Origin of the sequence: Lutibacter sp. TH_r2 (assembly GCF_033101135.1) — a bacterium.
GTDB lineage: Bacteria > Bacteroidota > Bacteroidia > Flavobacteriales > Flavobacteriaceae > Lutibacter.
Map to the genome: position 1 here is coordinate 946645 of NZ_JAWMPV010000001.1, position 24509 is coordinate 971153.

Sequence of the window (24509 nt, forward strand, 5' to 3'; positions counted from 1 at the left end):
TTTTACTACCAGTCTTTTTCTTGTTTAATTTTTTTCCCTTTTGCTTTTTGAGCGTTTAATTTTTTTTGAGTTTTATTCTCTTCATTATTCATTGCCTCTAACATCTGTTTCATTTGTTCAGGTGTTAATTGGTTTGGACGTGGTTGTTGCTTTTGCTCATCTTTCTTTTCATCATCTTTTGGTTTTTTAGGATCTCCTTTATCGTCTTGTTTATCTTTCCCTTTATCCTTTTCGTCCTTTTTATCGTCCTTTTTATCTTTATCCTTATCTCCGCCGTCTTTATCTTTTTGGTTCTTATCGTCTTTTTTATCTTTATTGTCTTTGTTATCCTTATTATCCTTATTCTGATCGTTTTTTTTCTGTTGATCTTGTTGCTCTTTCAATTTTTGTTTTGCCAATGCTAAATTGTACCGTGTTTCATCGTCACTTGGATTATTTTTTAATGAATTTTTATAAGATTGAACTGCTTTATCATATTGTTTTTCATTCATAAATGAATTCCCCATATTATGATATGCTTCCGCTTTTGCTTGTTTTTCGGTAAATGTTTTTTCAACCAATTCAAACTGACTTATCGCTTCCTTACTTCGTTGTTGTTGATAAACTGCATTTCCTAAATTGTATGAAGCTTTTGGGTAATTAGGGTTTTTTGAAAGTGCTTTTTTATACGCTACTTCGGCTTCAGAAAATTTTAACTGATTGTATAACTTATTTCCATCACGAACATTTTCACGAGCTTCACGCTCTAATTGTTCAGCACTTTTTTGTTGTGAAAAACCAACAATAGAAAAACATAAAATCAATAATACAGCAAACTTCTTCATTATTTATGATTTTTTTTGATTAAACAAATTCAACTTTTGAATCCAATTAGTTTTCTTTTCAAGCAATAAAACATCAAAAATTAAAAACAATAAACCTAGCCCAATAAACCACTGAAATTGATCTTTATAATCTGAAAATTTTTTACTTTCGAACTCGCTTTTTTCAGCTTTCAAAAGTAAGTCTTCAACAATATCTATTGTTTCTTGAGTTTTGTTTCCATTAATGTATTTTCCTCCACCTTCATCTGCAATATCTTCCAATACTTTCGGGTTCATTTTAGTCATTACAACTTCACCTTTACTATCTTTTTTATAACTAACTCCTCCTCCAATATTAGCAATTGGAATTGGCGATCCTTTTGTTGAGCCAACTCCAATTGTATAGGTTTTAATTCCTTCTTTTGAAGCTTGTTGTGCTAATTCTAACGTGTTTTCTTCATGATCTTCACCATCAGAAACTATAAATAAAAATCTATTAGTTTGCTCATCGTTATCGTAATAGGTTATCGCTCTTTCAATAGCATCGTTAATTGCTGTTCCTTGGCTTGAAACCATATCTGGATTTGCATTTTGAAGAAACATTTTTGCCGCTGCATGATCTGTTGTTATTGGTAATAACGGATACGAATTACCTGCGTAAATTATAATTCCTATTCTATCGCTTCCTAATTTTTCAATAATTTTATTTATAATTTGCTTTGCTTTTTCAAGTCTACTTGGCGCTATATCTTGAGCCAACATACTTTTAGAAACATCTAATGCAAAAACTATATCTACTCCCTGGCGTTTAACGGTTTCTAATTTTGTTCCCATTTTAGGGTTTGCTAATGAAATAATTAAAAACGCCAATCCAACACAAATAAAAATAACTTTTAAAAAAGATTTAAATGTTGATTTTCCAGGACTTAACTTATCTAATAACAACGTATCAGCAAACTGTTTTTGCTTTCTTTTTTTCCACAACAATACCAACAAAAACACCACAAATACTACTGGAATAATTGCTAGATAAATAAAATATGTTGGTTCTTCTATTTGGTACATTTTTGTTATTGTTTATTCGTTTAGTTGTCGATTTGTTTAATTGTTTAGTTGTTTAGTTGTTTTTTAATTGTGCTTATTTCAAAATATTTAATTTTATACTCTTCAGCTTTATTAAATAAAACTTTTGAAAATTGTATTTTTTAGTAACATTTCAAAAAGAATTAATAATCCAGCTATAATGACTAATAATCTATATTTTTCTTGGTAATTGTAATATTTAAACTCTTCTATTTCTGTTTTTTCTAGTTTATTAATTTCATTATAAATTGCCTCTAACTTACTATTATCGGTTGCTCTAAAGTATTTTCCTTCGGTTTGTTGTGCAATATATTTTAACAAATCTTCATCAATTTCAACTTGTGATGGACGAAATAGTAATTGACCTGTACGTGGATCTTTTGCGTATGGGAAAGATGCTGTTCCGTTTGTTCCTAATCCAATAGTATATACTTTTATTCCAAGTCCAACAGCTAATTCAGTAGCTGTTTTGGGATCTACAAAACCAGCATTATTTACACCATCGGTTAGTAGAATTATAACTTTGCTTTTTGCCTTACTTTCTTTTAATCTATTTACTGCTGAACCTAATCCCATTCCAATTGCAGTTCCACCTTCTAGCTCTCCCCATTTAAGTTCAGAAATAGTATTACCTATAATTCTTTTATCGCTTGTAATTGGAGTTTTAGTAAAACTTTCTCCAGCATACACAACTATTCCTATTCTATCGTTTGGACGCTGATTTACAAATTGAGTAGCTACTTTTTTTAAAGCTTCTAATCTATTTGGTTTTAAATCTCGAGCCAACATACTTGCAGAAACATCAATTGCCATTACAATATCAATTCCTTTATTTGTTTTTGTACGTGAACTAACTGAAACGTTTCTTGGTCTTGCCAATGCAATAATCAATAATGAAATTGCAACTAGTCTCAACACATATAAAAATGGCTTTAGTTTTGCTAAAATTGAAGTTTCAGCTTTAAAACCTTTAATATTTCCGACTGTTAAAGAGGCACTGTTAGAATTTCTCTTCAGAAAATACCATAGTATTAATAATGGAATTACTAAAAGTAACCATAAAAACTGCGGATGCATAAACTCAAAATTGTTCATCATAATTCTATCTGTTTATGTATACTGAATTAATAACTCGTTCTTTAACTTCACTAGCAGCTTTATCTTTTGCTAAATGCGCCACTAAAACTTGCTGCATTGCTTTAGTATCACCAAAAAACAATATGGTTAAACTATACTCCATTTTTTTCTGAACTAGTTGATTTTCAGCTTTAAAATTTGCTGTAACCTTAACACCATCAATTCCATTAATTGTAATTGGTTGTTTTTTAATATTTGTTATTTTAGAATTAATTCTTTGCTCAATTTCTGCCAACGCTCCTTCCACACCTGCTTCTATATCAAAACTTTCAACTCCGCTTATAAAATTTGTTGTGGTAACAGCAATATTAAAATCACTTGCCAAACTTCCATAAGTATATAAAGAAAAATCTCCAATAACTGTTGAAACATTTTCAGGCAATTGAAATGATTTTGCCTCTAAAATTTCAGGAGATTCTAGTGTTATTGATGGATTTCCGTAAGATGATGTGTACCATTGTTTACTCAACATTTCTGTTGTTGAGGCTCCAATATAATTTTGCTTTACATATTTATAACCAAAATAACCTAGTGTACCTAAACCAATAACTACAATAGCCAAAATAATTAAAAAGTACTTAAACCATGTATTTTTCTTTTTTACAGGTTGGTTTGTAAACGCTTCAGAAGTTTGGTTGTTTTCACCTGTAGCAGCTTGTTTTTCCTTTCGCTTTATATCTACAGCTGTTTGTGTGTTATTTAAAATATCTTCAACTAAACTTCTATCTCCTTTTATTTCTTCAACAATTGGTTTTGATTTTGCAAATTTTACTAAATCGGCACTTTCTAAAACTTTAGATAGGTTTTTTATGGTTTCTTTAGAAATACCTAAATCACTAGATTCATTAAAGTCTGAAATAGTTTCAACTAATTCGTTTGTTGTAGATTCTAAAGCCGGAATTTTTATATCCTTTTCAATATAGGTTCTAACAATATCTGTTAATTCAGAATAGTAAATTTTTATTTTATTTTGCTGTACCAAATCTTTTTCATCCAATTCTTTTAAACGTTGCATTGCTTCTTGAATAGGTGCAATTACTACTTTTGGTTTTAAAGGTTTTACTTTTTTTCTAAAAATAAGATATAAAGCAAGTACTATTAAAATAAATATTGGAATTAACCACCACATTAGTGGTTTATAATCATCAAAAACTTTTGGTTCGCGTTTAATGGATTTAATCTCAAACATTTTTTGTTTGGTAGTATCCACTTTTACACTTACTACATTAATTAATAATGAATCTGTACTATATTTTTGATTGTTTATTTGAATTGTTTGCTGTGGAATTACATATTGACCACTATCAAAACTAGTTAATAAAAACCGTTTTTCGAGTCTGTTTTTTAAAGTATCCACAGGAATGTCTTCAACAACCTCTACCATTCCTAAACTATCTAATTGAAGTTTTGAAAACAGTACATTTTTTAATTCATTCACCGAAATTTTATACTGTATTTGTTCTCCAATACGAATTGAAGTTGTGTCTGCTTCAATTGTTACGGGGTTTTGTTGGGCGATTGAAATAAATCCTATAAAAAATAGTATGTAAACTATGTTTTTTTTCATTGATTTTAACGGGCTCCTTTATTTTTAAAATATCCTAAAAGTTTTTTTACATAGCTTTCGTCTATACGCGTACTTATAGTTCCTGCACCACTGCGAGTAAACGTTTTTTGATAATAAGCTACATTCTCTATGTAATATTTATTATAGTTATCTCTAATTTTTTTTGACATAGTATTTACCAAAACAGTTTTACCTGTTTCTGCATCTAACATGGGTACCATTCCTAAATTTGGCATTGTTTCATCGTGTCTATCAAACACTCTAATTCCGGTTACATCGTGCTTTCTTCCAACTATTTTAAGTGTATGTTCATAATGATTATCCATAAAATCAGATAACACAAAAACAATTGCTTTTTTCTTCATTACACTCGATAAAAATTTGAGCGCTCCATTAACACTAGTTTTAGAACTTTTAGGCTGAAATTCAATCAATTCACGAATTATTCTTAACACGTGACTTTTTCCTTTTTTAGGTGGAATATACAATTCTACATCATCTGAAAATAACAACAAACCTACTTTATCATTATTTTGAATTGCTGAAAAAGCTAATGTTGCTGCTATTTCAGTAATAGTATCTCGTTTAAACTGCTGTTTTGTACCAAAATATTCTGAACCACTAATATCTACAACCAACATCATGGTAAGTTCGCGTTCTTCTTCAAATACTTTTACATAGGGCTCGTTATAACGCGCTGTAACATTCCAATCTATAGCGCGTACATCATCTCCATATTGATATTGACGCACTTCTGAAAACGTCATACCTCTTCCTTTAAATGAACTGTGATATTCACCAGAAAATATATGATTAGACAATCGGCGTGTCTTAATCTCTATTTTACGAACTTTTTTAAGTATTTCTTTAGTATCCATATGTTTGAAGCTTTTGGCAATTGGCTATTAGCTAACGGCTAAATGCTTTTAAGGTACTTCTACTTGATTTACAATTTGATTGATAATGTCTTCTGAAGTTACATTTTCAGCTTCTGCTTCGTATGTAATTCCAATTCTATGACGCAATACATCATGTACAACGGCTCTAACATCTTCAGGTATTACATAACCTCTTCGTTTAATAAATGCATAACATTTTGCTGCCATGGCTAAATTAATACTTCCTCTAGGTGATGCTCCAAAGCTTATTAAACCTTTTAAATCTGGTAAGTTGTATTTTTCTGGATAACGTGTAGCAAAAACAATATCTAATATGTATTTTTCGATTTTCTCGTCCATATACACTTCTTTTGCTGCTTGTCTAGCTCTATTAATTTGTTCTAGTGATGCTACCGAGTTAACAGTTCCAAAACTTCCCATTAAATTATGACGCATAATTAATTGTTCCTCATCCAATTTTGGATAATCAATTACTGTTTTTAGCATAAAACGGTCAACTTGCGCTTCTGGTAAAGGATACGTTCCTTCTTGTTCTACTGGGTTTTGAGTTGCCATTACTAAAAATGGTTCGTCTAACTTAAATGTGGTGTCTCCAATGGTAATTTGACGCTCTTGCATTGCTTCTAACAAAGCTGATTGTACTTTAGCAGGTGCACGATTTATCTCATCTGCTAATACAAAGTTTGCGAAAATTGGTCCTTTTTTAATTGTAAAATCGTTGTCTTTTACACTATAAATCATAGTACCAATTACATCGGCTGGCAATAAATCTGGTGTAAACTGAATTCTACTAAAATCTCCATCAACTGCTTTAGATAATGTGTTAATGGCTAATGTTTTTGCCAAACCAGGAACACCTTCCAATAAAATGTGTCCATTACCTAACAAACCAATTAATAAGCGTTCAACCATATGCTTTTGACCTACAATTACTTTGTTCATTTCCAACATAAGTAAATCTACAAAAGCACTCTCTTTCTCTATCTTTTCGTTAATAGCTTTTATATCAACTGAAACATTATTTTGTTCTATCATATTTTTGATTTTAACCGTGTGAATTTAACAATCTTAAAAACACAGTGCAAGTAGCATTTTTTTTATTTTATTTGCTGTTAAAAATTGGTTAAAACCTTTGGTAAGTAAGCGTTTTTTATGATTTTTTAAAGAGTTAATTGAATTAATTACAAAGTTGTAAAAATTATATAAAATTAATCACATTTCTAATCTAATTATTTAACCTTAAATATTAATCTAAAAATGATGAAATAAACTTAAATAAGAACAATAATTAACAAATTACTTATAATTCGCTCCAATTTCTCGGTTTAAATATTCAAAATTACTAGTGGGTTTATAGTTGCTTTTTATAACAAATTCAACTCGCTTATTCTTATTGTGTTTTTTTAGCTCACATTTAACTTCCTTACCGCAATTATTAATGGGGTTCGTTTTTCCATACCCTACTGCTGTTAAACGCTCTTTATTTTGCCAATTGAATGATGTTATATAATTAAAAATTGCATTCGCTCTTTTAGTTGTTAATTTTAAACCAAATGCATCATTACCTAAACTTGAAGAATGAACTCCAATTTCAACTTCAAAATCTGAATATTTTTTTAGTAACATTACTACTTTATTTAGCTCTTTTTTAGATTTTTTATCAATTTTACTACTATTAATTTCGAATTGAATAGGTGCTACCTTTACTAAATATTTATTTTCAGAATCGGTATAAACTTCTTGATTTTTTAATGAAAAATTAAATGTTTGTAGTGGTTTAAACTCTATAGTTTCAAATAATTTTGTTTGCGTAACAAAACCATTAATAGTTACAATTAAATTGTAATATTTACCACTTTCTATTGAGAAACTATAATCTCCACTTTCATTTGAAGTGTATACTTTTTTCTGATGAATTTTAGTATTCTGATGGATTATTTCATTGCCTTGTTGTAGATTATAAAAATCTTCTTTATTTATATCGTACAAGACAATTTGCGCTTTAGAAAGTGTTTGATTTGTTAAGGAATCTGAAATTGTTCCTTGAATTTTTTGGGTATATTTTTCTTGAGTAAATACTATATTTGATACTAGTATAAATGTTAAACAACTTATGATTAGGGGTTTCATATTATAAGTTTTAAATTTGGGGTTTACTACAAATTTAACACTTACATTCTAATTTTCAGGTATTTAATTAAAATTTTTCTAGGAAAAGTTTGTTTTCTTTGAAAACTGCATAAGAATAATACGTAATCCAATCACCTGTATTTATGTAGCGTGAATTTTTAGCAATTGGAATATCTAAAGGTAGATGACGATGACCAAAAATAAAATAATCGTAATGTTTTTCGGTTAATTTTTGTTTACAATATAGCACTAACCATTCGTTTTCTTCACCTAAAAACTTAACGTCTTCTTCTCCAGAAATTAATTTATTTTTAACGGAAAGGTATTGGGCTAAACGTATTCCAATATCTGGATGTAACCAACGGTATAACCATTTAGAAAAAGGGTTGGTGAATACTTTTTTCATACGTTTATATCCTTTATCACCAGGTCCTAAACCATCACCATGTCCAATTAAAAAAGTTTTACCATTAAACTCAAACTCTGTTGGTTCTCTATAAATTGGAATGTTTAATTCTTTTTCAAAATAATCATCCATCCAAAGATCGTGGTTTCCAACAAAAAAATGAATTTGAATTCCGCTGTCTTTTAGTTCAGCTAACTTTCCTAAAACACGAACAAAACCTTTTGGAACTGCAGTTTTATACTCAAACCAAAAGTCAAATAAATCGCCTAATAAAAAAATAACTTCAGCATCTTTTTTAATTTCATCTAACCAAGCAACAAATTTTTGTTCACGTGGTTTACTTTTCTCTGAAGTAGGTGCTCCAAAATGCTGATCGGAAGCGAAATATATTTTTTTTTGAATTTTCAAAGTTTAATTGCTTGTGGCAAATATAGTGTGTGAATAATTGGTAAACAACTAATCGCCTTTTGATTCTAATTCTAACACTTTTAAAATCATAGGATCTTCTTTTTGAGTAATCATATAATATCCTGTTTCATCAAAAATATTTCGAGCCATAATTGCATTAAAATATTTTTTAAGATTTTTACGTGTTTCAGGTGCCAACGGATAATTTAAATCTAATTCATCTATATATAAATTCAAAACTTCATCATTACTATCAAAGTTGTTTACAAAATCTGTTAACTCCCATTTATTCATTTTTTCACGGTTATTATCTACGTATTTAAAAATAAACTCATTTAATCCTCCGTAAAGGTTTTCTCTAAAACTGTTAATACTTTCTAGAGGCACAAAAACATCTGGAATAATTCCACCACCGCCATAAACAATTTTTCCTTTAGGTGTTACATATTTTAAAGTATCATTAACTTTAATACTATCTTTAGAAACCAATTCTCCATTTTGAATTCTCTCTAAATATTCTGTTTGATATTTATTTGAATTATTATGATCATACGGTTTTTGTATAGAACGTCCTGTTGGTGTATAGTAACGTGATGTTGTTAATCTAACTGCAGATCCATCTCCTAAATCCATTTCTTGTTGCACCAATCCCTTTCCAAAAGATCTACGCCCAACAATGGTTCCTTTATCGTTATCTTGAAGTGCTCCTGCTACAATTTCACTGGCTGAAGCTGAATTACCATCAATTAACACATACACATTTCCATTTTCAAAATCTCCTTTTTTGGTAGCGTAGGATTTATTTATTTCTCCACTTTTGTTTTTTGTAAAAACAATTAATTTTCCATCCTCAAGAAATTCATCAATTATGGAATTTGCTATATCCATAAAACCTCCTGGGTTCCCTCTTAAATCCAATACAAGAGAACTCATTCCTTTTGAAATTAACTCATCTAAAGCTTCTTTAAACTCATCATATGTTGTTCTAGCAAAGCGTTCTACATTTATATAACCTAAATTACTATTTATTAAATAATAACCTGGAACACTTTTAATAGAGACATCTCCGCGAGTGATTTTAAAATCTAAAATTTGGTTTGTTTTTCTTCTAAAAACTTCAATATCAACTTCTGTTTCTGGTTGACCTTTTAGACTTTTCATAACCGCATCAGATATTAATCTATTCGCATAATAGGTTCCTTTATGCTCTTTAGTTATCCCAGCTTTTTTAATTATAGACTCGCCAAATAAAGTATCATTTCCAGCAATAATAATTCTATCACCTGCTTGTAATCCAGCTTTTTCACTAGGACCATCTTTTATAACGCTAGCTACAGCTACAGAATCGTTTTGAATAATAAAACTCACTCCAATTCCAACAAATGTTCCTTGCATACTTTCTGTAATACTCTGCAATTCTTCTTTAGGAATATATACCGAATGTGGATCTAGTTTTACCAACATATTGGTAATTGCATCATCTAACAAACTATCTGTATCTACTTCATCTACATAATCGTATTGAATATAGTTTATAAGCCGTTTTATTTTTGCTTCGTTGCTATTATTATTAAATAATAACGATTTATTTTTGAAGTTTAAATTGCTTCCAATAAAAATTCCTATAGCTACAGCTATACCAAGAAAAATTGGATAATTTAAGTTTCTTTTTGTCATTATATTTCTTTCAAATGAGTTAATTCAACGCCTGCTTTTTCTAAAAAGTCTATTCCAGTAGTATCTTTATATTTATCAGCAAAAACTACTCGTTTTATTCCTGATTGATGAATTAATTTACTACACTCTTTACATGGTGATAATGTGATATATAACGTAGAATTTTTACAAGATTGTGTTGAGGCTGCTACTTTTAATATTGCATTAGCTTCTGCATGAAGCACATACCATTTTGTGAAATTTTCTTCGTCTTCACAACAATTTTCAAAACCTGAAGGAGTTCCGTTGTAACCATCAGAAATAATCATTCGATCTTTTACTATTAAAGCTCCTACTTGTTTTCTTTTGCAATACGATAATTTTCCCCATTCCAATGCCATTCGCATATAAGCCTTATCGTATTTCAATTGTTTTTTATTCATAAATTTTTAAATAAACACTAAAATAATTCTTTTAGATTAACTCCATGTTAAAATTTTACCAAATCCAATTATTGATGAGCATAGGGATTGTAACTCCAATAACAACAGATGAAATTACTAAAATCCAATCTCTTTTTGAAAAACGGAAAATTGTTTGAGCAATAAAACCTAACAATAAAATTAAAATTACAATAACAATTTGTGCTAACTCAACACCTAATGCAAATTCCAATAAGGGCAAAAGTTTACTACTCGCTTTTCCAACTAACATATTAAAATAAGATGAAAATCCTAATCCGTGAATTAACCCAAAAAATAAAGCAAAAAATAAATTAGTATTTGTTTTGGTATTTTTTGATGCTGTTTTAGCATAAAATATATTTACTAAAGCTGTTATAAATATGGTTAAAGGAATTAAAAACTCTATCCAAGCTCTACTTACTGAAATTACACCGTAAGCAGCTAAAATTAAAGATAAGGTATGCCCAACTGTAAATAATGTAATTAACCAGAATATTTTTTTCCAGTTTTTAAAATCGTACACAACAGTTAAGGCTATTAGAAAAAGAACATGATCATAAGCTTTCCAATCTAAGACGTGAAAAAAGCCTTCTTTTACAAAAAAAATAAGATTATCCATATGGGGTTAAATTTAAGTATCAAATATAGAAAAACTTTTTTCTACACTAAATTACCTAAACCAATTATTTACAATTGTTTTTTCTGAAGGAATTGAGGTCTTATGAACAAAATCGTTTTTTTCAGAACTATATTCATAATCTTTACTCCATTTTTTATGATTCTCTGCCACTTGTTTAATAGCGTCACAAACAAAATGTACATTTTTATTAGAAATAGTTGGGTGAATAGACATTCTAATCCAACCTGGACGATCAATCATACAACCTTCTAATATTTGTCCTTCTATATTTTTTGAAGCTTGTTGATCTACATGTAATAAAAAATGTCCATAAGTTCCGGCACAAGAACAACCTCCACGAGTTTGAACTCCAAACCTATCATTTAATAATTTTACAATTAAATTAAAGTGAACATCTTCAATATAAAATGAAAAAATTCCAAGTCTATCTTCGTGTTTTGAAGCTAAAGTTATAAGGTTAGGAATATTTTTAAGTTTTTGAAAAACAATTTTATTTATTTCATGTTCTCTTTTTAGAATATTTTCAACTCCCATTTTTTCTTTTAATTGAATGGCTAGTGCTATTCTAATGGTTTGTAAAAATCCAGGAGTTCCACCATCTTCACGCGTTTCTATATCATCAATATAATCGTGATTTCCCCATGGATTTGTGTAATTTACTGTTCCTCCTCCTGGGTTATCGGGAACCATATTTTTATATAATTTCTTATTAAAAACTAAAACACCTGAAGTTCCTGGCCCACCCAAAAATTTGTGTGGAGAAAAGAAAATAGCATCTAAATATGCTTCTTTATCTTCGGGGTGCATGTTAATATTTACATATGGTGCAGAACACGCAAAATCCACAAAACACAACCCTCCAAACTGATGAATCATTTTTGAAATTTTATAATAATCTGTTCGTATTCCTGTTACATTTGAACATGCTGTTACCGAAGCTATTTTTATAGGTCTATTTTTATATTGAATCAAAAGCTTTTTAAAACTTTTAAAACATATTAATCCTGATTCTTGACAAGGAATAATTACAACATTTGCAATAGTTTCTAACCAAGAAGTTTGATTGGAATGGTGCTCCATATGTGTAATAAACACAATTGGTTTAAGCTCTTCTGGAACATTGGTAAAATCCTTTAAACCTTCTGATACTTTTAAACCTAAAATACGTTGAAACTTGTTTACAACACCTGTCATTCCAGTTCCATCCGTAATTAAAACATCGTTTTCACTTGCGTTTACATGTTGTTTTATAATATTTCTAGCTTTATGGTAAGCCATGGTCATTGCAGAACCTGTAATAGACGTTTCTGTATGTGTATTGGCTACAAACGGACCAAATTCATTCAATAACTTTTCTTCAATAGGTCTATACAGTCTTCCACTTGCTGTCCAATCGGTATAAATAATTTCTTGCTCTCCATAAGGTGATTCAAAAGTTTGATTTTCACCTACAATATTATTTCTGAATTGCTCAAAATATTTTTCCAATGAAGAAATTTCATTATTCTGTTGTGTTGTTTGATTGGCCATTGTTCAAATTTACTTAAAATTAGCTATTCCTTCTTTTAACCAATTGTAATATTCATCAACATCTGGTGTATATGCAACAGGATCTAGTAAATTTTCTTCATTTAAATCCATTAACACATAAAATGGTTGTGCATTTGCTCCATATTTAATAGTTTGAAACTCACTCCATTTTTGCCCAATATATTTTAGCTTTTTTCCTGGTTTTAATTTTGATTCTGTTTGCTCACTTTTTGGCAAAGGTCTTTTATCATCTACATACAATGAAATAAGAACAATATCATTCTTTAAAATATTTAATACTTTATCTTTCGCCCAAACATTCTGCTCCATTTTTCTACAATTTACACATGCATGTCCAGTAAAATCAATCATAATAGGCTTATTAACTTTTTTAGCATACGCTAAACCAGAATTATAATCGTTAAAAGAAATAATATTGTGTGGAGCCATTAAATGCGCTCCTTCAGGAATATCTCCATGTGAATCTGTACCTACTGCAGAACCTTGTTTTGTAAAGCCAACTCCATAAGGCGATTCGCTATAATGTTGTGCTGGAGGAAATGCACTTATTAAATTTAAAGGTGCTCCCCAAAGTCCTGGAATCATATAAATTGTAAATGATAAAACTACAAGTCCTAAACTTAATCTTCCTACTGAAATATGTGTTAAAGGAGAATCATGTGGTAATTGGATTTTTCCAAATAAATAGAAGGCTAAAACACCAAAAATTGTAATCCAAATTGCCAAGAACACTTCACGTTCTAGCCAATGTAATTGTAATACTAAATCTGCATTGGATAAAAACTTAAATGCTAAAGCTAATTCTAAAAATCCTAAAACTACTTTTACTGTATTTAACCAACCTCCAGATTTTGGTAAAGAATTTAACCAACCTGGGAAAGCTGCAAATAATGCAAAAGGAATAGCTATTGCTAATGAAAATCCTAGCATACCAATTGCTGGTCCAATTTGATTTCCTCCTGCTGCTGCTTCTACCAAAATAGTACCAACTATAGGGCCTGTACATGAAAATGATACAATTGCTAAAGCCAATGCCATAAAGAAAATTCCAATCATTCCTCCTCTATCTGCTTGCGCATCAACTTTTGTTCCCCAAGAACTTGGAAGTGTTAATTCGAAGGCTCCTAAAAAAGAAACTGCAAAAATTACAAGTAAAAAGAAAAAGATTACGTTAAACCAAACATTGGTAGAAAGTGCATTTAAAGCATTTGGACCAAATATTAAACTAATTACAATACCTAAACCTACATATATTACAACTATTGAAAGTCCGTAGATAATTGCATTTTTAATTCCTGCTGCTTTTGTTTTACTTTGTTTGGTAAAAAAGCTCACCGTCATAGGAATCATAGGAAAAACACAAGGTGTTAATAAGGCTGCAAATCCAGAGAAAAAGGCGATAAGAAAAATACTTAACAACCCTTTATTTTTCTGTTTTTTAGATGTTTGTCCTTTTTTTACGTCTTCCTTTTTTTTAGCTGTATCTGTTATTGTAGCTATACTTGCAGAAGATTCTGGTATTACAAACTCTAAATCTATTTCTTCAGGTGGTAAACAACTAGTATCATCACATACCATAAATTCAACGGTTCCTGTAATTTTTAATCCTTTTGTTGAATTTATTTTTATTCGTTGCTTAAAATCTGCACTTGTTTCAAAATATTTAATTGGAATTTGAAAAACAGGATCGTCAATAGTGTGACCTTCACCTTCTTTAACATCTTCTATTAACTCAAAATTTTCTGTTACATCAAAACTAAAAGTGGTTGGTATTGGCGCGCCATAAGGACCTTCTTCGGTAATATTTTGAGAGTATAAATGCCAATTAACCTCAATTTCTGCAGTAGCAATTAAATCGTATTCTTGTTCATTTACTTTTTCAACTTTTGTTGACCAATTTACTGGGTTATGAATTTGGGCAAAAACTGTATTGCTTATTAAAACAAGTAGTACTATAAGTTTCTTCATTTATTTCAAGATTTGGGTTTTCAAAATTAAACAATAATTATTATTATGTCGATAATGGTAGCCCAAACCCTTATTTAAATCTGTTAAATTTTTCACAATAAGTTAATTATATCTATATTTTTTTAAATGTATTTAAATATTCTATAGGTTTTAAGTGAAAAATATTTATTCTAAAAACTTCTTACTAAAAAAGATATAAAATCAAAAAAACCTGTAATTTCTTACAGGTTTTTTTCACTTTAAATATTAACTAAACTTAATTTATTACTTGAAATAAATTAGTGCTTTTCTAAATTCAATATTATACAAACTACTATGTTTTTTAAACTTTTAATTTAGCTTTACAGATGTATTTGTTAAAAATTAAATTTGTAATTTATTTTATTTTTTTCTATAAATTAGTGTCTAAACTATTTCTTCAACTTCAAAAAATAATCAAAAATTTCTGGAACATTTCCATTACCCATATCAGCGGCAACTGCAGCTTTAAGGTTAGATGAAGTAGCTTCAGCAATTTGAGAAGTTGTACCAAGATCATTCATCATTTGTACAAAATATCCTAAATCTTTATTAGCATTATTGATAGAGAAACCTAAATCACTTACATTATCTACAGCATAATGCTTACAGAATTTCATAAATGGAGAGTTTGAAGGTCCAGAAGACATAATATCAAACAATTGTTGTGTATCTACACCTGCTAATTTTGCAGCAGCAAAAGCTTGTGACATAGCAACTACTGTTGTCATACCCATAAAGTTGTTGATTAATTTAGTTGTGTGACCTGCGCCAAGTGCTCCTAAATAAAATACGTTTTCACCTTGCTCATCAAGAACTGGTTTTACTTTATCAAAAGTTTCTTTGTTACCAGCTGCCATAATATTAAGCAATCCGTCTTTTGCGTGAGCAGGAGTACGTCCTAATGGAGCGTCTATCATACCAGCACCTTTTTTAGCAAGGTCTTTTCCAATTTTAATAGTAGATGCAGGAATAGATGTTCCAAAATCAATCAGAACAGCACCTTCTTTAATACCTTCTAGGATACCTTGTTCACCATAAACAATTTTTTCAACAACTGCAGAAGTAGTTAGACAGAACATTATAATATCGCTCTTTTCTGCTAATTCTTTTGGTGATGATGCTTCAGTAGCATTACCACGAGCAATAACCTTTGCAACTTCATCTTTATTAAGATCCATTACTGTAAGTTCAAAGCCTCTTTTTTGTAAATTTTCAACCATATTACCTCCCATAAGGCCAAGTCCTATAAATCCAATAGTGGGTTTTTTCATATCTAATATATTTAAATTATAATTATTAATAAAAGGTAAGTACCTATTAGCATTTTTAAAATTATTAAACTAAACTCAACCAAAATTTGACATGTTTAATTAATATTTATCTATAAAACGCTAATTATTTTGAATCCATTACCTTTAATTGAACAATAAAAAAAGTATTAATTTTTATGTATTAATACATTAATTTCATTTTTAAGTTTTCTTCTACTAAAATTTTACCTGAATTTTGAATAGTATTATTTGAATGTGAATTATTTTTTGCTCCCCATAATAAAGCAACTAATTTCACTTTATTATTTTTAAAAGTGTTATTGTTAATATTAACATTAACAATTCCACGAGTATTTAATAAAATTCCATTCTTCTCTTTAGCTCCACAACTGGTAAACTCACTGTTGCTTACTAATAAGTTTCCTCCAATAGTTGATTCATCATAACCACCTCTATAATAATCTATTACATTGCTTTTAACGTTGTTAAATTTACAACTTTCAATAGTTAAATATTCAACATTATAATCTCCTTTATCATTTGTTTCTTCTGAAAGCTCAATTCCATTTTCGCAATTAGAAATAGAACTTTTAGTAAAGGTAATTTCTTCAGCAAATGTTTGTTTGTATGCTTTTAGCACATAATTAAAATTACTGATTTCACAACCTTCAACATTTAATCCGAAGTGATTAGACATATTTTCTTTTAAACTTGCAAAAGCTTGTTGTGTTCCGTTTCCAGAAAGTACTACATTTTTTAGTGTTAAAATACCATAAGGATTTAATTCAAATAAAGGTGTATTTTCAACTCCTGTAAAAACGATTTCAGCTTTTTCTGAATCTGCTGATTGAATAGTAATTGTTTTATCTATTACCAACGATTTTGAAATTGTATACTTACCTGCTTTTAAGGAAACGATATCTCCTTTTTTAGCTTCAGCAATTTTAGTAATTAAATCATTCTCGTTTGAAACTTCAACTACATTAACTTCACTTGAAGTAACTTCATTTGAATACCAACTAGCTCCGTATTTTTTCTTATCTAAAATAGATGGATCTTTTGCTTCACCAGGAAGTGTAGCTCCAATTGAAGTTGAATTTTCTCTTGAGTTTCCAAAAAGGTCTGTTGTTATAGTTTCAAACCCAAAACCTTTGTAAGCTTCAATTTCACTTGAAATTCCAGATGGAACAAATATGTTTTCTGATATTTTTGTTAATTCAAAAGTGCTTGGTTCTATACGGTTTTCATCTTTAAAACTAACTCCTTGGTTGTTTATAATGTTGCTTTTAAATGTTACACCATCTGCTTTATCGTGCTCAATAATTGGATTTTCATCTCCAACATTGTTATAAATTACATTATTAGCAACTACCGATCTTAAAGGTCTAGCTGAACGAATTTCAGATAATGGTAATACATCTTTTTGTGCAATGTTTGTTCCTACTCCAAATTGCCAAGGCGATTTACAATTAACATATGTGTTGTATGCAACCACAATGTCAGTTACTTGATTGTATCTATTTAATGGTGATTTTGGAATTCCATTCATTACCGCTAAAGGACTTCTAAAGTTTTCACCAATTAAATTATAAAAATAGTTATTAATAACTTTGTGCCCAGTATTTACAATTCTAATACCTCCATAATTTTTATCTACACCATCACCTATAAAATAATTACCATCTACAGTAACATAATTTCCATGACGAGTTACTACAGAACCTTCACTTTTATAGAATACATTGTTTTTAATTATATTAAAGTTGGTTTTACTTGAAATAATTTCAACTTCACCATTACATTCTTCAAATAAATTATTTGCAATAGTTGTATAGCTTGGAGACATTGATGTAAAACTACTTCCTAATTGAATAGATTCACCTCTTGCTCCACCTTTTCTAGGTCTTGGACCAAAATGATTGTTCACTATTTGGTGATAGTTGTTAATACTTTGATTTCCTTTTAAATCTACTCTTACCGTTGGTCCTCCATTTGTTTTACCAGCAATATAACAATGATCTAATTGGTTGTGTCTTCCATAAAATTGCACCCACAAATCATCTTGATCACGTTCTAATTGATTAAAATCTAAAATTACACAATTAGTAACTCTACAATTGTTTGCTACTGATTCTTCGCTAGTTCTAAAAGCAATTACATTTTTTGTAGGTGAATGTCCATTTCTAAAATACAATCCACTAACTACTAAATACTCGCCTTCAAATTCTAAATTTGAAATACCTTCAATAAATACTTCACCTTCGGTTTCTGCTTTTATAATTATTGGTTGTTGTTCTGTTCCTTTTCCTACAAATTTAATTTCTACATCTTTCCAAACTCCATTTGCCATAACAATTTCGTCTCCAGGTTTTACATCTGAAATTGCTTTTTTAAGCTCATCGTTATTTGAAACTTTTATAGTGTTTACAGAAACCTTTGTACATGAGATAAATGCTAGTGCAACTATAAGTGTGATTATTTTATTCATAATTAAAATTTTAATTCCAATTTAATATTTTCTTGAAATCATAGATTTCAGGATTATCTACATATTTTTTTGCTAGTTTATAATCATCATGCTTTATGTAGCGTAAATGATGATTCATAAACAACTGCACCATATCAGATTCTACTTCTACCAACCTTGGTGGTACTTTTCCATTTTCATCTTCAAAATCCTCTAAATATAAAGGTGTAATATCTCCATTTGAGTTTGCGCTAACTATACAGCCAGAAACCCCTTCATCAAATAATTTTTTCACTCCAATACCTAATAAGGTACATAAAGTTAAGTCAAATGCTATTGGATTACAGCATCTTAATTCGTATCCTAATTCTACAGGACGTGTTTTTACTTTTAAACCAATTTCTTTTAGTTTTACTTGTAACAAGTAATTAAATATATGTGATTTACTTACATTTCCAAGTTCTGGATGTCCATGATCGTCATACGTAAAGTTTATTCCTGAATTTTTTATTTCATCTTTGTCCATGAAATGAAAAACACCTTCACTTACTAAAGCAACTCCATAATCTATATTGTAAATTTTACTTTTTACAATGGAAGAAATAATTAGGTTAATTATTTTATCGAAAGTAATAGTAGTTTTATTAAACATTTCAGGAATAATCATCATTGGGTAATGACAAGCTGAAGCTATTCCAAAAGCTAAATGCCCTGCAGATCTACCCATTGCGGATAGTACAAACCAATTTTGACTAGTTCGAGCATCTTCATAAACAGTATTTCCAATTCTAACCCCTTCACCTTTTGCTGAATGAAAACCAAATGTTGGGTTTCTATCTGGCAATGGTAGATCGTTATCTATTGTTTTAGGAACATGTATATTAGAAACATTAAGATTATTGTTTTTCAAAAACTTTGTTAATCTATTTGCAGTTGAAGCTGTATCATCACCTCCAATTGTTACTAATAATTTAACATTATATTTTACAAAAAAATCTACTTTAAATTCTGAATCTTTAGGTTTAAACCTACTCATTACTAATGATGATCCTCCCTTACTAAAAATGTTATCTGCAAAACGAAAATCTAAAAATTCAATAGTTGGGTTGTCTGAAAACAATCCTTGATAACCTTGATGTACTCCTAAAACCTGATATCCATCTTTTAAAAAAGTTTTAGCCAATGTACTTATAACGGTGTTAATTCCAGGGGCTGGCCCACCACCACAAATTATAGCAATAGATTTTTTCATGATAAAAAAATAAGTTTATACAAAATTGGCGTAGAATACCTCTACGCCAATTTTTAATTATGCTTAAAGGTTTATATTCCTAATGCTTGTCCACCACCAATTTGGATAGTTTCAGCAGTTATAAAGGAAGCATCTTTACTAGCTAGGAAAGAAACAACCGAAGCAACTTCTTCTGGTTGACCTAATCTACCTAATAAAATACTATTAGCCCATGAAGCGAATACTTCTGGTTTAGTTGATTTAATTTGAGCATGGAATGGAGTGTCAATTGTACCTGGAGATACTGCATTTACTCTAATTCCATATTCAGCTAAATCTTTTGCTAATGCTCTTGTAATTGCGTGTACACCTGCTTTAGATGTTCCGTATATACCTGCTCCTGGTCCACCTGCATTCCATCCTGCATTTGATGTATAGTTAATGATTGATGGATTGTCTGATTTTTTTAAGAAAGGAATTGCTGCTCTTGATGCAAAAAATACTGAATCAAGGTTTAAAGCCATTACAAATCTGTAAAACTCTGTAGTCATTTCTTCAAATCTAGATCTTCCACCTAAACCACCTGCATTGTTAACAAGTACATCTATTTGACCATACTTTTCTCCAATTGCAGTAATATTTTTAGTTACAGCATCATCACTTGTAACATCAAAACCAATGTACTCTGCAGAAATTCCTTCTGCTTCAAGTTCTTTAACTCTTTTTGCTCCTTCTTCATCTTCAATACCGTTTAAAACTACAGTATATCCATCTTGTCCTAATCTTTTAGCTACTTGGAATCCAATTCCACCAGTTGCTCCAGTAACTACCGCTACTTTTAATGAATCTTTACTCATTTTATTTAAATTTTATAATTTTTTAGTTATTTTATTCTTTTTCTACCGATTGAATATTTCTTGCGAAGTAATAAATTGCTCCAACTCCTAGTGGTACAAATATTCCAATTACCACAAAAATAGGTGTGTAAGAGAAATTATCTACAATTACTGGAACTAAAAAGTTCATAATAATTACTGAAAATACTCCAATCATTCCACCTAAACCTGCTAATGAACCAACAGATTTTCCGCTGAAGAAATCACTAGGAAGTGTTTGTACATTACTAATAGCAAATTGGAATCCAAATAATACAAAGAAAACAATAGCTACAAATTTCTCTGCAGTATCACCAATAAGTACAGTTGCAATTAATCCTGCAAGCATAATTACTCCTCCAATTAAAATAGTAGTTTTTCTACCTTTATCTATTGAGTTTGTTTTAGCAATAATTTTACCTGAAACATATCCTCCTATAATACTACCTAATGCAGCACCAACGTAAGGCACCCATAAGAACATACCTACTTCTTTTACATCAAATTTATAAGTATCAAATAAATATATTGGCATCCAAGTAACAAAAACCCACCAAATTGGTTCTAGAAAAAATCTACCAATTACAACAGCCCAAGACTCTTTAAATGAAAGAATTTCTCTTAAACTTTTTCCTTTAGTTTCTTCTGTTGCATTTTGATCAGCTAAACTTTGACCTGCAAGAATATATTCTTGTTCTTCTTTTGTTATCCAAGGGTGTTTTTTTGGTCCAGCTTTGTTAATTAATAACCATGGAATAATCCACAAAATACCAAAAGAACCAACAACCATAAAGGTAATTCTCCAACCAAAAGCCACAAATAATGCAGCAATAAATGGTGGCGCAATTACAGAACCAATTGAAGCTCCTGCGTTAAACAATCCTTGTGCAATTGCTCTTTCTTTAATTGGAAACCATTCGGCATTACTTTTAACACCACCTGGCCAGTTACCTGCTTCAGATAAACCCAAAGTAGTTCTGAAAAATGATATTGAGTAAAATCCTCGAACTGTTGAGTGTAAGAACGATGATATTCCCCAAACTCCAATACTAATTACATAACCAATTCTGGTACCAACTTTATCAAATAACTTTCCAGAAAAAAGTTGTCCTAAAGCGTAAGCTACCATAAATACATTGGATATTAAACCATAATGATATTTTGTTAAGCCAAGAGATTGAGCTATCGAACCTTCAACGTTTTCACCACCCCACATAATGGAAAGTGCACTTCTATCTATATAATTTATAACAGTAGCTAAAAAAATCAGCCCTATTATCCACCATCTTAATCCTTTTAATTTCATTTATACTAATTTTAAATTTTCGGTTGTCTTTTAGTGTTAATCAACTTTTGAGTAACCCTTTACTAAATCTCTTTTTTATTTTAAATAGTTTAACAAGTTGAAACTTGTTAAAGTTAAATTGTTATTTTTCTATATTATAGCAATATTGGTATAATTCTTTAAAATGAATTTTCATTTTTTCTTTAGCTTTTTGAGGCTCTTGTTGTTTAATAGCTTCAAAAATATCTTTATGTTGCTTTATACCTAACATTGCTTTACCCTTATCACAAACATGATATTTTTCAAAATTTGTAATAATTTCTGGGGTAATCATTAACATTAATGTATTTAAAGTACCATTTCCAGCGGCTTTTGCAATTGCTAAATGAAATAATAAATCTTCCTGAACAGCATCTTCGCCATTTAACACTTTTTCAGCAAAAGCATTTAATGCTTCTTCAATTTGAATTAAATCTTGATCTGTTCTTCTAAGGCTTGCTAACCTTGCTGTTTTTAATTCTAATAAAATTCTAGTTTCTACTAGTGATTTAAAATCAACATCTTCTAATCTTAAAATATCATCTACCATTCCATTTAGAGCTACTCTTCCAATTTGAGCTACAAAAGTTCCACTTTGTGGAATAGATTTTAACAATCCATAAAACTCTAATTTTTGAATAGTTTCTCTAATACTACTTCGTGTAACTCCGAACTTTTCAGAAAGCATTCTTTCCGAAGGAAGTTTATCTCCTGGCTCTAGATTTTTAAAATTAATTAAATCTCGTATTTGAGAAATAATAGCATTTTGAACCTTTTTATTATCATTTTTCGCTAAAATTTCTAATTTCATAATTAAAAAATTGGTAAACTTTTATTATTAATGTACTACTTTAAAAGTAAAATGATTTACTCTAACAAAAGTATCTTTAACTTTATACACTAAATACAAAAAAATTGTTAAAACATTCCATTTTTAAATAAAAGTATTAAAAACTATTACTTTAATTAAATAATTGGAGCTAATAGTGTTAAAAAAATTTAAACTTGGGTTTACACATTTTACATAATGTAAACCCAAGAATTAAAACTAAAAACGATTAATATCGCTTTATATCATTAGATTTTAAAGTCCTAAATTAGGATTTCTATCTATCTCTTCTTGTGGTATTGGCGTATCATAATCTACTGCCGAATTCCAATCTGATTTAGCACCTTCTAAACCTGAAGCACCAAATACTTGATCTCCTAACTGTCTTCTTTTAATGTCGTACCATCTTTTACATTCAAAAGCCAATTCTAATCTACGTTCTTCCAATACGTCAGCAACCGTAACTGATTCTAAATCAGCAGGTTCTTCACTAGGCTCTACTGTTATAGCAGTACCATCACCAGTTATTGTGCTACCACCTTGTCTAGCTCTTTCTCTAATCATATTCACATAAGTAAGTGCTAAAGGGTTTCCTATTTCAGCTCCTGCTTCTGCAGCAATTAATAATACTTCTGCATAACGCATCATAGAATAATTATGACTTGTTGCTCTAGTACTTGATCTAGCATATTCTCCTGGAAAACGTCCATATTTATCAATATATGGTTGGTTTGCAGCAAATTTATGCCCACTTGCAGTATAATTAGTATAAGGTTCAAGATTACCATTAATTAGTGCTGACTCTTTAAAGCTAACAGTTCTTCTATAATCAGCTGGATTAAATGACTCATAAACTGCCATAGTAGGAACGGCAACAGACCATCCACCAACAATATCATCACTTCTAATACCTACCATTGGAGCTATTTGATCATATGAATTATCATCAGCCTCAACAGCGTTATAGTCTAAAGCAAATATAGGTTCTAAAGAAGCATCAATTTTATCAGCGTTAAATAATGTCTGAAAATCTGGATCTAAATCTAACTCATAAACTCCTTTATTTTCAATTACCTCTTGTGCTTCGTCAAAAGCTTTTTTGAAATAAGCATTATCACTTGTTCCTGCTCTAGTTAAATATACCAACGCTAAATATGAGCTTGCTGCTGCTTTAGATGGTATTGCTCTAGAAGCAACTGTATTTGGTAACCATGTTTTAGCAAATTCTAAATCTGAAATAATATTATCATATACTTCCGATTCAGGTGTTAAATTAATAGAATAAGCTTCATCTCCTTCAATTGGAGCATCGATATAAGGAATGTCTCCAAATAATCTTACTAAATGAAAATAGTAAAAAGCTCTAGCAAAATAAGCTTGCGCTACAACTGGATTTTTAATATCATCTTCTGCATCAACATCTTCTGCACCTGCAATGGCGTTATTAGCCGCTGCAATTCCTAGGTAAATTCGTGTCCATGGATCATACACCATTTCATTATCACCTGTAATAGTATGCGTATTCATCTCAACCCTTCTTGTTTCATCAGATTGAAGGTTTACCATATCAGATCGTAACATTAATGCTATAGAAAGTTTTCTTCCCCATATTTCTTCATTGATAGCATGTGTTAATGAGCCATCTACAGCTATTTGTATATCATCTACAGTTGAAAAGAATCCGTCCGGAGACAAGATACCAACCGGTTGTTCTTCTAAATCTGAACATCCTATTATTGATAATCCTATCAATAAGAATAAATATTTATATGTTTTCAT

Annotated in this window: 20 protein-coding genes; all 20 read right to left on the minus strand. The window is 29.8% G+C overall.

The genetic code is table 11. The features are described 5' to 3' along the window. Positions 1-5 precede the first annotated feature (5 nt). The 20 genes from R3X25_RS03940 to R3X25_RS04035 all read right to left on the minus strand — a co-directional run bounded on the left by R3X25_RS03940 (position 6) and on the right by R3X25_RS04035 (position 24509). Positions 6-824 (minus strand): tetratricopeptide repeat protein, encoded by an 819-nt coding sequence (locus R3X25_RS03940; RefSeq protein WP_317672063.1) that lies wholly within the window; start codon positions 822-824, stop codon positions 6-8. A gap of 3 nt (positions 825-827) precedes the next feature. Further along, on the minus strand, positions 828-1868 hold the full coding sequence (locus tag R3X25_RS03945) for a VWA domain-containing protein (protein WP_317672065.1): 1041 nt from the start codon (positions 1866-1868) through the stop codon (positions 828-830). A 111-nt stretch (positions 1869-1979) separates the two neighbouring features. Continuing rightward, complete coding sequence (locus tag R3X25_RS03950) at positions 1980-2984, minus strand: VWA domain-containing protein (protein ID WP_317672067.1); 1005 nt, start codon at positions 2982-2984, stop codon at positions 1980-1982. Positions 2985-2988: 4 nt separating this feature from the next. Next, complete coding sequence (locus tag R3X25_RS03955) at positions 2989-4590, minus strand: hypothetical protein (protein ID WP_317672068.1); 1602 nt, start codon at positions 4588-4590, stop codon at positions 2989-2991. A gap of 5 nt (positions 4591-4595) precedes the next feature. After that, the gene (locus R3X25_RS03960) at positions 4596-5468 is read right to left on the minus strand and encodes a DUF58 domain-containing protein (RefSeq protein WP_317672070.1); all 873 of its coding nucleotides are present in this window, start codon (positions 5466-5468) and stop codon (positions 4596-4598) included. Positions 5469-5516: 48 nt separating this feature from the next. Next, positions 5517-6524, minus strand: a complete 1008-nt coding sequence (locus tag R3X25_RS03965; protein ID WP_317672072.1) for a MoxR family ATPase — start codon at positions 6522-6524, stop codon at positions 5517-5519. Between the two features lie 261 nt (positions 6525-6785). After that, entirely contained in the window at positions 6786-7619 is an 834-nt protein-coding gene (locus R3X25_RS03970) for an OmpA family protein (protein ID WP_317672073.1), read from the minus strand. Between the two features lie 67 nt (positions 7620-7686). After that, positions 7687-8433, minus strand: coding sequence for a UDP-2,3-diacylglucosamine diphosphatase (locus R3X25_RS03975; protein WP_317672075.1), 747 nt, complete (start codon positions 8431-8433; stop codon positions 7687-7689). Positions 8434-8481: 48 nt separating this feature from the next. Next, positions 8482-10110 carry a S41 family peptidase gene (locus R3X25_RS03980; RefSeq protein ID WP_317672077.1) on the minus strand — a complete coding sequence of 543 codons (1629 nt, stop codon included), beginning with the start codon at positions 10108-10110 and terminating at the stop codon, positions 8482-8484. Then, positions 10110-10532 (minus strand): dCMP deaminase family protein, encoded by a 423-nt coding sequence (locus R3X25_RS03985; RefSeq protein WP_317672079.1) that lies wholly within the window; start codon positions 10530-10532, stop codon positions 10110-10112. The genes R3X25_RS03980 and R3X25_RS03985 overlap by 1 nt, the downstream gene beginning before the upstream one ends. A 55-nt stretch (positions 10533-10587) precedes the next feature. Then, positions 10588-11172 (minus strand): HupE/UreJ family protein, encoded by a 585-nt coding sequence (locus R3X25_RS03990; protein WP_317672081.1) that lies wholly within the window; start codon positions 11170-11172, stop codon positions 10588-10590. 51 nt (positions 11173-11223) lie between these two features. Next, on the minus strand, positions 11224-12723 hold the full coding sequence (locus R3X25_RS03995) for an aminotransferase class V-fold PLP-dependent enzyme (RefSeq protein ID WP_317672083.1): 1500 nt from the start codon (positions 12721-12723) through the stop codon (positions 11224-11226). 9 nt (positions 12724-12732) lie between these two features. Further along, positions 12733-14712, minus strand: a complete 1980-nt coding sequence (locus R3X25_RS04000; protein ID WP_317672085.1) for a protein-disulfide reductase DsbD family protein — start codon at positions 14710-14712, stop codon at positions 12733-12735. Between the two features lie 410 nt (positions 14713-15122). Then, the gene (locus R3X25_RS04005) at positions 15123-16034 is read right to left on the minus strand and encodes an NAD(P)-dependent oxidoreductase (RefSeq protein ID WP_317673400.1); all 912 of its coding nucleotides are present in this window, start codon (positions 16032-16034) and stop codon (positions 15123-15125) included. A gap of 151 nt (positions 16035-16185) precedes the next feature. Beyond that, the gene (locus R3X25_RS04010; protein ID WP_317672087.1) at positions 16186-18492 is read right to left on the minus strand and encodes a chondroitinase-B domain-containing protein; all 2307 of its coding nucleotides are present in this window, start codon (positions 18490-18492) and stop codon (positions 16186-16188) included. 10 nt (positions 18493-18502) lie between these two features. Beyond that, complete coding sequence (locus R3X25_RS04015; RefSeq protein WP_317672089.1) at positions 18503-19723, minus strand: 6-phosphofructokinase; 1221 nt, start codon at positions 19721-19723, stop codon at positions 18503-18505. 71 nt (positions 19724-19794) lie between these two features. Then, positions 19795-20559, minus strand: coding sequence for an SDR family NAD(P)-dependent oxidoreductase (locus R3X25_RS04020; RefSeq protein ID WP_317672091.1), 765 nt, complete (start codon positions 20557-20559; stop codon positions 19795-19797). A gap of 31 nt (positions 20560-20590) precedes the next feature. Continuing rightward, positions 20591-21883 carry an MFS transporter gene (locus R3X25_RS04025; RefSeq protein WP_317672093.1) on the minus strand — a complete coding sequence of 431 codons (1293 nt, stop codon included), beginning with the start codon at positions 21881-21883 and terminating at the stop codon, positions 20591-20593. 121 nt (positions 21884-22004) lie between these two features. Then, positions 22005-22712: a FadR/GntR family transcriptional regulator gene (locus tag R3X25_RS04030; RefSeq protein ID WP_317672095.1), complete on the minus strand. Its 708-nt coding sequence runs from the start codon at positions 22710-22712 to the stop codon at positions 22005-22007. Positions 22713-22985: 273 nt separating this feature from the next. Then, positions 22986-24509: a RagB/SusD family nutrient uptake outer membrane protein gene (locus R3X25_RS04035; RefSeq protein ID WP_317672097.1), complete on the minus strand. Its 1524-nt coding sequence runs from the start codon at positions 24507-24509 to the stop codon at positions 22986-22988.

Excerpts from the sequence above, each read along its gene's own strand:
- R3X25_RS03955 (WP_317672068.1), bottom strand. The coding sequence starts at position 4,590 with ATGAAAAAAAACATAGTTTACATACTATTTTTTATAGGATTTATTTCA.
- R3X25_RS04010 (WP_317672087.1), bottom strand. The coding sequence starts at position 18,492 with ATGAATAAAATAATCACACTTATAGTTGCACTAGCATTTATCTCATGT.
- R3X25_RS04020 (WP_317672091.1), bottom strand. The coding sequence starts at position 20,559 with ATGAGTAAAGATTCATTAAAAGTAGCGGTAGTTACTGGAGCAACTGGT.
- R3X25_RS04000 (WP_317672085.1), bottom strand. The coding sequence starts at position 14,712 with ATGAAGAAACTTATAGTACTACTTGTTTTAATAAGCAATACAGTTTTT.
- R3X25_RS03945 (WP_317672065.1), bottom strand. The coding sequence starts at position 1,868 with ATGTACCAAATAGAAGAACCAACATATTTTATTTATCTAGCAATTATT.
- R3X25_RS03970 (WP_317672073.1), bottom strand. The coding sequence starts at position 7,619 with ATGAAACCCCTAATCATAAGTTGTTTAACATTTATACTAGTATCAAAT.
- R3X25_RS03990 (WP_317672081.1), bottom strand. The coding sequence starts at position 11,172 with ATGGATAATCTTATTTTTTTTGTAAAAGAAGGCTTTTTTCACGTCTTA.
- R3X25_RS04035 (WP_317672097.1), bottom strand. The coding sequence starts at position 24,509 with ATGAAAACATATAAATATTTATTCTTATTGATAGGATTATCAATAATA.
- R3X25_RS03940 (WP_317672063.1), bottom strand. The coding sequence starts at position 824 with ATGAAGAAGTTTGCTGTATTATTGATTTTATGTTTTTCTATTGTTGGT.
- R3X25_RS03950 (WP_317672067.1), bottom strand. The coding sequence starts at position 2,984 with ATGATGAACAATTTTGAGTTTATGCATCCGCAGTTTTTATGGTTACTT.
- R3X25_RS03995 (WP_317672083.1), bottom strand. The coding sequence starts at position 12,723 with ATGGCCAATCAAACAACACAACAGAATAATGAAATTTCTTCATTGGAA.
- R3X25_RS03985 (WP_317672079.1), bottom strand. The coding sequence starts at position 10,532 with ATGAATAAAAAACAATTGAAATACGATAAGGCTTATATGCGAATGGCA.
- R3X25_RS04025 (WP_317672093.1), bottom strand. The coding sequence starts at position 21,883 with ATGAAATTAAAAGGATTAAGATGGTGGATAATAGGGCTGATTTTTTTA.
- R3X25_RS03965 (WP_317672072.1), bottom strand. The coding sequence starts at position 6,524 with ATGATAGAACAAAATAATGTTTCAGTTGATATAAAAGCTATTAACGAA.
- R3X25_RS03980 (WP_317672077.1), bottom strand. The coding sequence starts at position 10,110 with ATGACAAAAAGAAACTTAAATTATCCAATTTTTCTTGGTATAGCTGTA.
- R3X25_RS03960 (WP_317672070.1), bottom strand. The coding sequence starts at position 5,468 with ATGGATACTAAAGAAATACTTAAAAAAGTTCGTAAAATAGAGATTAAG.
- R3X25_RS04030 (WP_317672095.1), bottom strand. The coding sequence starts at position 22,712 with ATGAAATTAGAAATTTTAGCGAAAAATGATAATAAAAAGGTTCAAAAT.
- R3X25_RS04015 (WP_317672089.1), bottom strand. The coding sequence starts at position 19,723 with ATGAAAAAATCTATTGCTATAATTTGTGGTGGTGGGCCAGCCCCTGGA.